We start from the raw sequence: 13,721 nt of genomic DNA on the forward strand, positions 1-13,721 counted from the left end.
CAGCTCAGCAAACGGGCTGTGTGCCCATCCCTGTTTTTTCTTCGCCCTGAGTGCGTCAGGAAACACCAGCGGGTGCATATGCCACTGATTTTCTTCCATGTAAGGCACAAGATGCATCCAGCGCGTGTCCGTCAGAATCTTCACGCTCCAGGCGTACCATTCCGGCGATTCCTTCTTCATCGTGGGTGATAAGAAAGACTTCCAGATCGGATCTTCCGATGAGTAGTACCACTCACAGGGATGTTTCACGCACAGACGGTACAGGTAATCGCGCATTGACGGGTTCTGTACCGCCCGCCGGTACTGTTCCGGGTAGTAGCCGGTAGATTTTACGTCGTCAATTTTGTTCAGCAGCTGTCGGTAGTTGAACGCCACCGCCTTGCTCCAGGGCTTCCCGTCGTTATCCGCCACGCTGAAAAACCGCTCAAAAATTGTCTTCACCAGCCCTTTCGGCTGCTTCTTTCCATCGAGATGGTCAAAGCTCGCCGGGCTGTCTGTCGTCGTTTCAAAACCCCGACCGGTGAGGTCATATTGCGACAGCAACTGCATATCCGACTCTGCCAGCAGCCCGTGCGATGTCCCGCCCGGCCAGTAGCGTTTCCCTTCCTGGTCCGTCACAGCCTGCCCGGACAGCGCCATCACCTTTCGGTCTGCGTGGTTATCAGGCCCGGGTATACCTTTCCGTCACTGTCTTTCAGGTACACCGGAATGCCCTTCGGACAGCGGGCAAAGGCGGGCGTGTCACGCCCCGTGCCTTCCGGATTGCTCAGGAAGCGCGGCAGGTCATCCGTGGTCAGGCATTCGATATGCACCTGATAGCGTTTTTCATGCCCGTCCTCAGTGGGAACCTGAAAATACCCCAGATGGCCCACCGGGTCTCCGGCGTTAATGGGGCAGGGGGTGGGGCATACCACCGTATCAAACTGCACGGCTTCACGTGACGGCGGCAGGAATGGCGACCACCACGCCGGACGGGTGGCGCTGTCGCGGGCCGGAAGAAGATTGCCGCTGTCGCACAGCGTCCACACCCGGTCCCCGGTTTTCAGGCTCATTCTGCCCGAAACCGGCTCCGCCAGCGTGACGTACGCATACTGTCGCCCGTTGCTTCCGGTCATCATGCCGGCGCTGTCCGCTTTGTCCCATGTCACCCGCGTGCCGGATGGCAGCACCGTCGCCATCCACTGCCGGGACATGTCGACATACGCATTCAGATGCCGGCCGTCCGCCACCTTAAACGCCGTACTGTCCTGCCCCGGGTAGGCCAGCCACGGCGCGAGGTGCATGTACAGTGTGTAAAAGGTCAGCGCGCCCTCTGTCGTTTTCCCTGGCTGAATACGGTGGCGAATAAGCACAAAAGACCCGGAGTAGCATAAATCCCCCCCGTACCACGGCACGCTGAGGTAATCCCGGTTAATCCGGTACGCCACCACCTCACCGTCCACCATACACCGCACGGGCTGCTCTCCCGGAAATGGCAGCGGAAAATCCAGAGCCTCATTCATCGCCTGACCGCTGAGCGCACACCATGGGGTGGTGGCATCACTGATGTGGATGCCTCCGTGCCACATGCCGTGGCGGCCAATAAGCCAGTGCCCGGCGGCTTCACCCTCAAGATGTGCCAGAATTTCGCGGAGGTTACTGAACTCTCCACCCCGGTTATTTTTTGGTACCGGCCAGCGTATGGTCGGGAGCAGCGGAGCATTTTGTGTCTTAAGCATACCAAATCCTTTTAGTTGCTCTGGTTTAATACCGGCCATCATACACCTGGCGTGACTCAGCCAAAATTTTCCGTTTATGGTTGCCGGTCTGGTGCCTGAATGCAGCATAACCGGGAGGGGCTGTATCCTGTCACGTCTGCCGTTTCACGAATGCTCAATTTCTTCCTGCCGATAATAGAGGACTTTCTGATACTACTGATGGTCGGCCTTTTTTCCCCGGTATTTATTCCGCATATGGCCCCGTTCAATTTCCTGCTTTTAGTGCTGGCGGCGGTTCAGCCAGTCCTTATGAAAGACTATGGCCATCAAATCGATAAGCATGTTATTGATGGCAGACAGCTGCCCGATGACAATTCGGGTCATTCCTGCTTGTTCTTACCCGATTGATGGTCTTAAATCATCTGGATATGTGACAAAAGGAGTGCAAATGAGCGATAAAATTCGGGTAGGGCTGGTTGGCTACGGCTTTGCCAGCAAGACATTTCATGCGCCATTGATTGCCGGAACTTCCGGAATGGAGCTGGCGGTCGTTTCCAGTAGTGATGCAGCTAAAGTCCACGCTGACTGGCCCTCGGCCAGCGTGGTAGCCGATCCGCAGACGCTGTTTGACGATCCTACAATCCAGCTGATTGTGATCCCCACGCCAAATGATACCCACTTTCCACTGGCGAAAGCCGCGCTGAATGCCGGTAAGCATGTGGTGGTGGACAAGCCTTTTACCGTGACACTGTCACAGGCTCGTGAACTGGACGCGCTGGCTAAGGCCAGCGGATTGCTGCTGTCGGTATTTCACAATCGCCGCTGGGACAGCGATTTCCTTACGCTGAAAACGTTGCTGGAGCAGGGAACGCTTGGCGAAGTGCGCTATTTTGAGTCACATTTCGACCGCTTTCGGCCGGAAGTGCGTAACCGCTGGCGCGAACAGAAAGGGGCTGGAAGCGGTATCTGGTACGATTTAGGGCCGCATGTGATCGATCAGGCGTTGCAGCTGTTCGGCTCACCGGTTGCCATCACTGTCGATATGACTGAACTGCGGCCTGGGGCACAAACCACCGACTACTTTCATGCGGTGCTGACCTATCCTCAGCGTCGGGTGGTTCTGCACGCCAGTATGCTGGTGCCGGCTGAATCAGCGCGCTATCAGGTACACGGCACCAAAGGCAGTTACGTAAAGTTCGGTCTGGATCCACAGGAAGACAGGCTTAAGTCGGGCGTCCGGCCACCACAGGAAGAGTGGGGCTATGATATGCGTGATGGCGTGGTGACGATAGCCTCTGATGACGGTTCGCTGGTGGAAGAGACGCTGCTGACCACTCCGGGTAACTATCCTGCTTATTATGCCGGGGTGCGCGATGCCATTCTCGGTCGAGGGAATAACCCGGTGACGGCGGAAGAGGCCATCCAGGTGATGGAGTTGATTGAACTGGGCCTGCAATCGGCGGAAAAACGCCAGACTATGTCGCTGAAGTAGCTGGCAAAAAGTCTGGCCGAATGGCAAAGCCAGCTGGCGAAGTACCGTGACATTAGTGCGGGGGATGCTGTTAATCCCCCGCTTTTTTTATCCCGAACGGCTGCCGGACAACAGGTTGTTTCTGGTCGCCTCAGGCAGCAACTTTTGCGCGAATTGCCTGCTTTTCACTTTCGCTTAAAAACGCAATTTTCAGCCCGTTTTCCTGAGCGGTGCGGATTTGTGCCTGGCTGAGGCCCGCCGCGGGTGCTGCAATCTGATACTCATGGGCCAGCTCAATACCCTGTACCGCCGGATCATCGGTATTAATGGTGGCAAGAATGCCGTGGTCAAGGAAGGTTGCCAGCGGATGACGGGCAAGCGATGGCACTGTGCTGGTCTGAATATTCGATGTCAGGCAGGATTCCACGCCTATCTGATGGGCGGCGAGGAAATCCATCAGTGCCGGATCCTCAACGGCTTTTACGCCGTGACCGATACGTTCAGCGCCCAGTTCGCGAATAGCCTGCCAGATACTTTCCGGTCCGGCGGCTTCTCCGGCGTGAACCGTAATGCGGAAACCCGCATCCCTGGCGCGGTTGAAGTGGCTGAGGAACTGGCTGCCTGGAAAACCCAGCTCGTCCCCGGCCAAATCCAGCGCGGTAATGCCATCACGGTGAGCCAGCAAGCCTTCCAGTTCGCGCAGACAGGCCTCTTCGCCAAAGGTGCGGCTCATAATGCCCGTCAGACGTATCTCAATATCGTGTTGCTGACATCCGGCGCGGATACCGTCAATCACCGCCTCCACCACGCCCGCCACCGGTAACTGATGGGTCATCGCCATATAGCCCGGTGAAAAGCGCAGTTCTGCGTAGTGGATCCCCGCACGGGCGGCATCCTCAACGTTTTCCAGCGCCACGCGACGGCAGGCGTCCAGCGAGGCCAGCACTTTGACCCCCCAGTCAAGCTTATGCAGAAAACTGACCAGATCCGGTTCGTTTTCTGTCACCTGCACATGGGGGCGCAACGTCTCCAGCGTCGAGGCCGGAAGGGTAAGGTTATACTGGCGGCCTAAATCAAGAATGGTTTGTGCGCGAATATTGCCATCAAGGTGGCGGTGGATATCGGTAAGCGGGAGCTGGCTGTCGATCATGCGGTTGCACTCTGTAGTTAGCGGTAAAGTGCAGAACAGTATAAAAACATTTAGCGCTTTTCTGCCAGAAAATTGCGCCATCGGACGGTTAATTGTTGGTTATTTGACCCTGTTTTCAGGCCATGAGGGCCGGACGCCCAGCCGTCATAAAATAAAAAGGGCGCCAGATGGGCGCCCTGAGAAAGATAATGGTCACCGTACTGGCTGTTCAGGGGGCCGGAACGGCTTCTGGTGCGCTGCCGCCCAGCGTGTAGCGGGAGAAAAACTGGTCTGGCGTCATTTTTTCGCCATTCATCGTCACCTGACCTTCAGCATATTGCAGGCTGGTGATGATGTTGTTGTCCTGCTGCGTGGTCAGGCGGAATATCTGGCCCATCGCAGCCATGCCTTTCACCTGCTGCTCTGCCAGTCTGGCAGCGTCATCCTGTTTGTGACCTTCCGCCATCGCCACATGAGTCATCAGTTCGGTCGCCATATCCATCGAGATGGACAGTTTACCATCCAGTGTTTTCAGCACTTTATCGACGGCTTCAGTCACATTCTGCGGCTGCGCCACGCCGGTAGCCGGATCTTTAAACTGAACCGCGAGGTTAAGGCTGCTCTCACCTTTGGCATTTTTCCAGCTCAGCGGGGCAATATCGAGCTGCGGATTGCCTTTCAGCAACAGCGGCAGGTTGGCACTGAGCACCTGGCTCAGACGCTGCTGGTACAATTCCGGATTAGCGTTGAGGGCGGGATCGTTGGCCAGCGCCTGTGCCTGACGGTTATAGTTTTCCGAGAAGGCTTTCATCCCGTTAGCGTCGAATTTAGTCAGCTTAATTGCCAGCTTGCCCTGACCAAAATCCTGGCCCTGCACCTTCAACGATGCCAGAGCATAATCAATCGTTCCTGAAATAAGACTGTTTTCGGCGCTGAACGAAGACTTACCATTCAGCCCTTCTGCGTTAAAGGCAGGCTGACCGTTGACCGTCGCCGCCAGCGTCTTCAGGTTGATGCTCTGATCGCCAACACGCATTCCCTCCGGACTGAGCTGAGTCTCGGCATCCAGATTGAGGCCGTTGGCAGTAAACAGCACCGGCATATTCAGCTGGTTTTGCGCGGTGAGGGTCAGGCTGTCCAGCTGACCACTGAAATTCACCTTATCGCCTTTTTCATCGGCGCTGATGTGCAGCTTGCCCCCGCTGGAGGCGAAACGTTCGCTGGTCTGAGGATTACTGTAATCAACGGGCAGCAGGGTGACATCAGACACCGTGTTACCGCTGTAACCCACGCGGGTATCAACCTGAACAATCGACTGACCTTTGGTGACTTCAAACAGCTTTTTCACTGCGTCAGTGTTTTCCAGCTGACTGTGCACGGAAGCCATGCTGGGGATCAGATTGAATTTCTTCAACTGGGCAAAAGGGAAGGGACCGTGATCGATTTTTTCATTGAACACGATGCTCTGACCAGGTTTCAGTAAGGCGTTATCTTCTGTTTGTGAGCTGGACTGAATCACTACCTGCGCGGTACTGCTGAACAGGCCGCGTTTAAAGTTCTGGTAGCTCAACCGCAGGCGGCTTTCCGGTGCCATCTCGTTCATACGAGCATTGGCATTCTGCACCAGTTCGTCCATATTTTTTTCCAGCTGTTTACCGGTGTACCATGCCCCAGCTGTCCAGACCACCCCAAGCGCAACCACTACGCCAATTGCTATCTTTGTTCTCTTCATCTGTAACATTGTCCTTTATTCAAGTCGCTGACTACGGCATCACCCGCCGGTCGGTTAACGTCCCACGAACTAAAAAACGCCATACAGGCGTTTTTGGTCTCATCCCTGTCCCTCAGGCGGAAGAGCTGTTCCTGTCGTGATGAAAGGCGGTGGCGGAATTTTTCACCTTTCAGCCAGTGCAGACAGATTTGCGCTCTTTCCGAATGCTGACCCTGAAAATCCGCTACAGGAACGACAGAAAATGTCCCCGCTCTCATCGTGCAGGCTTGCCAGAGCCACTGCTGAAACAGAGAACGTATCAACCTGATTGATAATAGCAATTGTGGCCGATGCCGTCAGCCGCAATCTCCCACCCGGTTATAAACCCTCGCCGTGCGACCCGTGCCGCTTAATGTCAACGGGCCGCTGGCGGCGGGCACAAAACAAGCTTCTCCGGGAGCCAGTTTCAGCCTGCGGTGGCCGTCGCTTATCTCCGACTGCCCGTCAATGCAGAATAAAATAGCGGCGCTTTGTTGCCTGACAGTCAACGCTGTGTCGCTCAGCAGATGCACGGAAAAGGCAAAATCCGGCACCGGCACCGGGAATGACAGCATCTCGTTCTGCCGGACGGGCCGCGTCAGCAGGCTGTCGAAAGGGCGGGACTCAAATTGCAGATTTGCCATCAGCTCCGCAACATCAATATGTTTGGGCGTCAGTCCGGCACGCAATACGTTGTCAGAGTTAGCCATTACTTCCAGTGCCACGCCATGCAGGTAAGCGTGAGGGGTGCCGGCAAACAGGAACATTGCTTCACCGGGCTGTAAGGTGATGACATTCAGCAACAGCGGTGAAAACAGACCGCTGTCATCAGGATAAAAGTCTGCAATCCGGGCAATGGTCTGCCAGGGCTCACCGGGCTGACCGCTCAGTGCGCTTTTCAGAACATCCAGCGCCCGTTTTTTCTCCTCCCCCTGCATGGAAAGTAGCGCAGAAAACAGTTCAGGCAGACCGTCGGTAGATAACTGTAGAAAATGAGCAATGGCAGGATGCGCCCCGGCTACCGGCTGCAGCAAAGAGACGATTTCGTGTCGCTGACGAAAGCCGTTAATGGCGTGAAATGGGGTCAGAGCAAAAACCAGCTCAGGCTTGTGATTAGCATCTTTGTAATTTCGTTCAGCGGCATTCAGGGGGATCCCGGCAGCATTTTCGCGGGCAAAACCCGCTTCTGCCGCAGGCTTGCTGGGATGGACCTGAATCGACAGCGGCTGTTCAGCACAAAGTACTTTAAATAAAAAAGGCAATTCACCAAAGCGCGCGGCGATCTCTTCACCCAGCATCTTTTCCGGGTTTTCGGCAATGACCTCACGGAGTGAGCGATTTTCGCCTTTGACTTCAATATAAGAGGAACTTTTAGGATGTGCTCCCATCCACATTTCAGCAACCGGGCGCTGTTGTGGATCGCTTATCCCATACAAACTGTCCAGCGCATGGCGGCTACCCCATGCATAATGTTGCAGCGAATTGATTAATTTTTGCATATTAACTCATAAATAATCAGGTGGACGCGAAGGTTATTAAAGCAGAAAACCTTTACTAAAAGGCAATCGGCAGTGCAGAAAAGAGGTATACACTGCATAATGTTAAATTATTGTATGAAAAACGGCTTCCTGCGCCTGATAACCGCAAATACCAGCAACAAATTATTCCCGCCATTTAACCAAAGGAGACAGTCATGGCCGCTAATCGCGTTGAAAAAGATTCAATGGGCCCCATCGATGTACCTGAAGAAAAGTTGTGGGGCGCACAGACACAGCGCTCACTGGAACATTTTCGCATCTCAACGGAAAAAATGCCCGCTGCTTTGATAGATGCACTGGCGCTGACCAAACGTGCCGCCGCCAGAGTTAATCAGGATCTCGGGCTGTTGCCGGAAGAAAAAGCGCGAGCAATCGTCTCCGCCGCTGATGAAGTGCTGGAAGGAAAGCACAGTGATGAGTTTCCACTGGCTGTCTGGCAGACGGGATCGGGCACGCAGAGCAACATGAATATGAATGAGGTGCTTGCTAATCGCGCCAGTGAGCTGCTGGGTGGTGAGCGTGGCATGTCCCGCGTCATCCATCCCAATGATGATGTCAATAAAAGCCAGAGTTCCAATGATGTTTTCCCCACGGCAATGCACGTTGCTGCGGTCATCGCGCTGCGTGAACATCTTCTGCCTGCACTGAACGTATTGCATAAAACCCTGGCTGCGAAAGCGGACGCCTTTAAAGACATCGTTAAAATTGGCCGGACGCATTTACAGGATGCCACGCCGCTGACGCTGGGGCAGGAGATTTCCGGGTGGGTGGCGATGCTCAGCCATAATCTGAAGCATATCGAGCAGAGTATTCCTCACCTTGCTGAGCTGGCGCTGGGGGGTACGGCAGTGGGGACCGGGCTTAATACCCATCCGGAATATGCCGTGCGCGTGGCGAAAGCGCTGGCAGAAGCGACCGGTCATCCTTTTGTTACCGCGCCGAATAAGTTTGAGTCGCTGGCGACCTGTGACGCGTTGGTTCATGCCCACGGTTCACTGAAAGGACTGGCCGCCTCGCTGATGAAAATTGCCAATGATGTTCGCTGGCTCTCGTCCGGACCGCGTTGTGGTATTGGCGAAATTGCCATCCCGGAAAATGAGCCGGGCAGTTCGATTATGCCGGGCAAAGTTAATCCAACCCAGTGTGAAGCGATGACCATGCTCTGCTGCCAGGTGCTGGGGAATGATGTGGCAATCAATCTGGGCGGCGCGTCCGGAAACTTTGAGCTGAATGTTTACCGTCCGATGATCATCCACAACTTTTTGCAGTCTGTGCGCATGCTGGCTGATGGTATGGACAGCTTCAACCACCACTGTGCGACAGGCATTGAACCCGTCAGGGAACGCATTTCACAACTCCTTAATGAATCACTGATGCTGGTGACCGCATTAAATACCCATATTGGTTACGATAAAGCGGCAGAAATTGCTAAAAAAGCGCACAAAGAGGGGCTGACACTGAAAGCGTCGGCGTTAAAGCTGGGTTATCTCTCTGAAGAGGAGTTTGATGCCTGGGTGCGCCCCGAAGATATGGTTGGCAGTATGAAGTCATGATGTAAGTAAGAAATAAGAGCGGCCTGAGCGGAAAATATTCCGCTCTTTTTTTACCCGGAAAATCCCCGGTCGGTCAGCCCGGTCGATCACCGTAGAGATGAAGTCGTGGAATAAGTAAATAAAGTGTCTCTGCCCGAGGTTTAAAACGATGAACGACGTTTTTTGCATCGTAATTAAGTAATTCACCTGTTTTTGGCAGTTGACTGGCATTTTCACAAAGAACTAACAGTGGAGAGGGACAGGCCAGCTGGGTTTGCTTCTGTTGTTCTTTACTCCATACCCTTGCCAGTGGCTGTACCTTTACCGGACGTTTAATTTTTAGCCGGATGTTTTCTGGCAAACAATTAATCAGATTTATTTCTTCCTGCAATTTCTCTGCCCATTGTTCTCGCGTCCAGGGGGCTGAGGCTCTGCCGGCGTTAAGACTTTTTTTAAGTTGTTCGAGTATTGTCTGCCGGGAAACGTTTTTGATGATGTGCTTATTCGCCCAGCCAAACCGAACAGAATCTACACCGTTCAGCACGGTTATTGAGCGATAGGCATTCAGGGTAATCAGTCCATGCAGTTGCCTGTGGACAAAATCAAATCTTTCCTCACTGGTTACACCGGAGTCAACGGTGATTATTTTTTCAAGCCTGGCTTTGAGCGCGTTTATCTTTTCGATCTGTTGGATAAGAAGGGCAGACTGTTGCGCATCAGCCTCTATGCAAATAACACCCGGCAGGCGCACGGCGGATTTAGTGCTCAGCGTTTCTGACTGATGCTGCATAAACAGATGATTGTAATGCGCCAGAGCCATTTTTAACCCTGGCTTGCCCAGATGCTGTTTGACTTTAATTTCGGTGACGGGCTGATGATCTTCCCCTTTTCTGATTGGCGGTAGTTCGAACACTCTGGCGACCAGCAGGCGCTGTTGTTCTATTTGTTCTGTTAACAACATCAGGGCGTGTTCAATATCGGCTATACAGCACCGCAGATTTTCAGCCGCATCGTATCGTTTCATCCTCTCAATCCTTAGTTACAACATACTCATCAGGTGATTTGATTTATAGCATCAATTGATTCAGCGAAAAATTTTGTTATTGGGAAAAGAGAGCGCAGGGCAGACAGGGAGAATAAATATCAGCTAAAAGGGTTAAAAGGTGCCACGCTGATGTGACCAGCGTGGCCGGAGATTAGATCAGAAAATCATCCAGCTGCTTGCCTTCGTCAAGCGCCTGCTTGATTACCGCAGGAGTACGACCCTGGCCGGTCCATGATTTTTTCTCACCGTTTTCGTCGGTGTACTGGTATTTTGCCGGGCGAGGAGCGCGTTTGGCACGAGATTTACCAGAAGTCGTCTCAGCAGAAGTCAGCTCACTTAAATCAATGCCATCGTCGAGCAACATCTGACGATATTTTGCCAGTTTTTCTTCTTTTTCTTTAATTTCTGAAGCAATCGCCGCTTCAGCTTCGCGACGTTCTTTAACAATCGCTTCGAGTTTCTCCAGCATATCTTCAAGTTCAGATAAAGAAACTTCCCGGGCCTGAGCACGAAGAGTTCGGATGTTATTTAATACTTTCAGCGTTTCGCTCATATAAGGAGTCCGTAGCGTTGTGAGTGGTTAAACTTAATCAATGTTTGAATCGAACGATGGTCAGTGTACATAGAAATTGCTCAGTAAAAAATACCTCAACAAGAAAATATTTCTTTATTCGCCTTCTTTTTCATATTTTTTGCGAATAAACCCTCGATGACTGCGCATATATTTACAATATTGAGATTAGTCTTACTGCCTGTTGCTTGTCGCCATTACGGGTAATGAGGAGAAAAAGTGGGGCTGGCGAATAATTAGCATGGTCTGGTCTGCGCCATATATTCAGCTAATCAGCAAAGGCCAGGCATACCTCGCACTGAACCTCATTTAATAATTACGTCGGTTAGTAACTTCTTCAACGTGTTAAGGAAGGCCTCTGCTATTCCTGTAACAATAACCTTTATCAACTTATTTCCTGAAGTGTACAGGGGTTAACCCGTTGGGTAGCAGACCTGGAGAATACCTGATGCATGATTATCATTTTAGTTACAACATACTGTTTAATGAATAAAATCATCGCGGTTATCTTTAGTAATTCTTGTAAAAAAAAGTCGCGGTAAGTCAATATCCCACAAGGCTTTACAGCCAGGGACAACAATTGCCAGCAGGTCACAGAGGATATTTACAGCTTTTTATCTCAAACCCGAAGGAACTTTTTTTATCAGGCACCACGCAGGACCGGTCTGGCAGGGATACATCAGGCAGATAAAAAAAGAGGGTATATGCAGATAAAAAAGTGTTTATTCCCTTTTTTATCTGCTGCTTTACCGCGAGATTAGGGCACTTCAGGGAAAGACATGGTGTTACCCGGTGCTTCCCGGTGAATATGCAGGAAGGTCAGATGACGCTCATACTGGTCAAGAATGTCATTAATAATCTGCTCTTTGGTGTAATCCATCAGATCATTACCCTGGCTGCCTTCAAGTAAAAACGTTTCCAGTCGGAAATAGTCGGACTTACCACTGCGGGCACGATAGGTAAAGGCCGGTACGGAATAGCGTTGTGGCCAGATTTGATACACAAAACTTTGTTCATCAGCCAGACTGACCAGCATTTCAAGATGGTTAAGACGCTCATCTCCGGTGGGGGAAAGTTCGTTAACCTGTACCTGAGCGCCCCTGCGTTCAAGCTCCAGCGCCACTTCTTCCATCGCCGGACGGCAGATGCTTTCCAGCATTTTTCGCGTATGGGTACTACCGGGGTAGTGCATTACCCTTGAAATGCGCTGTTTCCAGTTCAGACGATCGTCGCGTAAAACAGGCACCGGCGGTGTACTGACTACGCTACTGGCACGACGGTGATCTTCAACGCGCAACGATTTGTACAGCCCGGCCATAACAAAGAAGATCACGAAGCTGAATGGCAGACCCATAATCACCGTGGTTTTTTGTAAGGCACTGACACCATTGACCATCAGCATTCCCATGGTCAGCACACCAATCGCCAGCGACCAGAAGATACGCAGCCAGTTTGGCGCATCGTGATTGATATCGCTGAGGCGCGAAGTGAAATTCCCTAACACCAGCGAACCGGAATCCGCAGAAGTGACATAAAAGAGCAAACCGGTAATGGTTGCCACCGACGCACTGAAGGTAAAGGCCGGGTACTGCGCCAGCAGGCTGTAGAACCCACGTTCAGGGTGTCCGAGCGTTTCCTGCGCAAAAGCGGCGTTGCCGTGGATAATCTCATTCAGTGCGCTGTTACCAAAAATCGACAGCCACAGCAGGGTGAAAATAAATGGAATGGTCAGCGTACCCACCACGAACTGGCGGATGGTACGCCCCCGTGAAATCCGCGCGAGAAACAGCCCGACGAAGGGGGACCATGCCACCCACCAGGCCCAGAAAAACAGTGTCCAGTTATTCATCCATTCGGTGGGGCGGTCGAAGGCGAAACTGTTCAGGGTCATTCCCATAAAACGGTTGATGTAGTCACCGACGTTCAACACCAGAGCATTCAGCAGAAAACGGGTATCGCCAACGAAAAGGACGAACAGGATCAAGCCAACCGCCAGAAATACATTCAGCTCTGACAGAAAACGAATCCCTTTGTTAACCCCGGAAGTCACTGAAATCGTAGCCATAATCACCGAGAGAGCAATTAACCCCCCCTGCACGGCAAGTCCTTCTGGTATATCAAACAGCACATTCAGACCATAGTTCAACTGCACCACGCCGATGCCAAGGGTAGTGGCAATACCAAATATGGTGCCAATCACCGCCGCGATATCGACAGAGTGACCAATGGGACCGTTAATTCGTTTACCAAAAATCGGATAGAGCGCGGAGCGTATTGTCAGCGGCAGCCCGTAACGATAGCTGAAATAACCCAGTGCGATGCCCATCAATGCATACATGGCCCAGCCGGTCAGCCCGTAGTGGAACAGAGTCCAGACCATCGCCTGGCGCGCTGCCTCCATTGTTTCGGCCTGGCCTTCAGGGGGCATCATATATTGTGTCACCGGCTCGGCGACTGAAAAAAACATCAGGTCGATGCCAATCCCTGCTGCAAACAGCATTGCGGCCCAACTCATCAGGCTGAATTCGGGTTTGGATTGCTCAGGTCCCAGTTTTATTGAACCGAATCGCGAAGCGGCAATCAGCACCACAAAGACGATATAAACCGTAGCGGCCAGTAAATAATACCAACCAAAGGTTGCAGACACCCATTGAAGAGTACGGTTGATCCACTGGTCGGAAAAATCCGTGAAGGTGATGGTGGTCAGGGAAAATAATAAAATCAGCGCGGCTGAAGTATAAAAAACCACCGGGTTAATGCGATCCTGCTGTTCTCTTTTCAGTATTTCTGTTGTTGGCATATTTTCTCCGCAAGCGCCTGAGCGTTGCAAAGTGCGTCTTAGCGCATACCAGGAAACTGTCATCCGTATCCGCTAACCACACTGGCAATTTAATCAGGGGTTGTTAACTATCTGCATGATTTTCAATGCATTGGTGAAAGAGCTGCTGTAATTTTTATGCTGTGAATGTTAAAAAACTGGCACAATCA

Annotated in this window: 9 protein-coding genes and 2 pseudogenes; 2 read left to right on the plus strand and 9 right to left on the minus strand. The window is 52.2% G+C overall.

The annotated features are described in order from the left end of the window. The 3 genes and pseudogenes from BG55_RS21385 to BG55_RS23195 form a co-directional block, all read right to left on the minus strand. Positions 1–639 (minus strand): annotated as a pseudogene (locus tag BG55_RS21385) (hypothetical protein); the annotation flags it as partial. After that, the gene (locus BG55_RS06940) at positions 639–1,718 is read right to left on the minus strand and encodes a hypothetical protein (protein WP_152542596.1); all 1,080 of its coding nucleotides are present in this window, start codon (positions 1,716–1,718) and stop codon (positions 639–641) included. The pseudogene BG55_RS21385 and the gene BG55_RS06940, both read right to left, overlap by 1 nt. Before the next feature lie 74 nt (positions 1,719–1,792). After that, positions 1,793–2,081: pseudogene (locus tag BG55_RS23195) on the minus strand (recombinase family protein); the annotation flags it as partial. A 64-nt stretch (positions 2,082–2,145) separates the two neighbouring features. Here BG55_RS23195 and BG55_RS06950 point away from each other — a divergent pair. Further along, positions 2,146–3,189 (plus strand): oxidoreductase, encoded by a 1,044-nt coding sequence (locus BG55_RS06950; protein ID WP_034935898.1) that lies wholly within the window; start codon positions 2,146–2,148, stop codon positions 3,187–3,189. Positions 3,190–3,319: 130 nt separating this feature from the next. Here the strand turns inward: BG55_RS06950 and add are convergent, their stop codons facing one another. The 3 genes from add to manA all read right to left on the minus strand — a co-directional run bounded on the left by add (position 3,320) and on the right by manA (position 7,546). Beyond that, entirely contained in the window at positions 3,320–4,318 is a 999-nt protein-coding gene (gene add, locus BG55_RS06955) for an adenosine deaminase (protein ID WP_034935900.1), read from the minus strand. Positions 4,319–4,526: 208 nt separating this feature from the next. After that, positions 4,527–6,029 carry a YdgA family protein gene (locus BG55_RS06960; RefSeq protein ID WP_034935901.1) on the minus strand — a complete coding sequence of 501 codons (1,503 nt, stop codon included), beginning with the start codon at positions 6,027–6,029 and terminating at the stop codon, positions 4,527–4,529. A gap of 335 nt (positions 6,030–6,364) precedes the next feature. Beyond that, positions 6,365–7,546, minus strand: coding sequence for a mannose-6-phosphate isomerase (manA, locus tag BG55_RS06970; RefSeq protein WP_034935904.1), 1,182 nt, complete (start codon positions 7,544–7,546; stop codon positions 6,365–6,367). A 194-nt stretch (positions 7,547–7,740) separates the two neighbouring features. Here manA and fumC point away from each other — a divergent pair, with 194 nt between their 5' ends. Beyond that, positions 7,741–9,138, plus strand: a complete 1,398-nt coding sequence (gene fumC / locus BG55_RS06975) for a class II fumarate hydratase (protein WP_034935906.1) — start codon at positions 7,741–7,743, stop codon at positions 9,136–9,138. 73 nt (positions 9,139–9,211) lie between these two features. Here the strand turns inward: fumC and tus are convergent, their stop codons facing one another. The 3 genes from tus to BG55_RS06990 form a co-directional block, all read right to left on the minus strand. Then, positions 9,212–10,141, minus strand: coding sequence for a DNA replication terminus site-binding protein (tus, locus tag BG55_RS06980; RefSeq protein WP_034935907.1), 930 nt, complete (start codon positions 10,139–10,141; stop codon positions 9,212–9,214). Between the two features lie 172 nt (positions 10,142–10,313). Beyond that, a complete protein-coding gene (locus BG55_RS06985; protein WP_034935908.1) occupies positions 10,314–10,715 on the minus strand; it encodes an H-NS family histone-like protein in 402 nt (133 codons plus the stop codon). Between the two features lie 775 nt (positions 10,716–11,490). Further along, on the minus strand, positions 11,491–13,533 hold the full coding sequence (locus tag BG55_RS06990; RefSeq protein WP_034935910.1) for a choline transporter: 2,043 nt from the start codon (positions 13,531–13,533) through the stop codon (positions 11,491–11,493). Positions 13,534–13,721 lie beyond the last annotated feature (188 nt).

It is taken from the genome of Erwinia mallotivora, from assembly GCF_000590885.1.
GTDB classification, from domain to species: domain Bacteria; phylum Pseudomonadota; class Gammaproteobacteria; order Enterobacterales; family Enterobacteriaceae; genus Erwinia; species Erwinia mallotivora.

Excerpts from the sequence above, each read along its gene's own strand:
- BG55_RS06940 (WP_152542596.1), bottom strand. The coding sequence starts at position 1,718 with ATGCTTAAGACACAAAATGCTCCGCTGCTCCCGACCATACGCTGGCCG.
- BG55_RS06950 (WP_034935898.1), top strand. The coding sequence starts at position 2,146 with ATGAGCGATAAAATTCGGGTAGGGCTGGTTGGCTACGGCTTTGCCAGC.
- add (WP_034935900.1), bottom strand. The coding sequence starts at position 4,318 with ATGATCGACAGCCAGCTCCCGCTTACCGATATCCACCGCCACCTTGAT.
- BG55_RS06960 (WP_034935901.1), bottom strand. The coding sequence starts at position 6,029 with ATGAAGAGAACAAAGATAGCAATTGGCGTAGTGGTTGCGCTTGGGGTG.
- manA (WP_034935904.1), bottom strand. The coding sequence starts at position 7,546 with ATGCAAAAATTAATCAATTCGCTGCAACATTATGCATGGGGTAGCCGC.
- fumC (WP_034935906.1), top strand. The coding sequence starts at position 7,741 with ATGGCCGCTAATCGCGTTGAAAAAGATTCAATGGGCCCCATCGATGTA.
- tus (WP_034935907.1), bottom strand. The coding sequence starts at position 10,141 with ATGAAACGATACGATGCGGCTGAAAATCTGCGGTGCTGTATAGCCGAT.
- BG55_RS06985 (WP_034935908.1), bottom strand. The coding sequence starts at position 10,715 with ATGAGCGAAACGCTGAAAGTATTAAATAACATCCGAACTCTTCGTGCT.
- BG55_RS06990 (WP_034935910.1), bottom strand. The coding sequence starts at position 13,533 with ATGCCAACAACAGAAATACTGAAAAGAGAACAGCAGGATCGCATTAAC.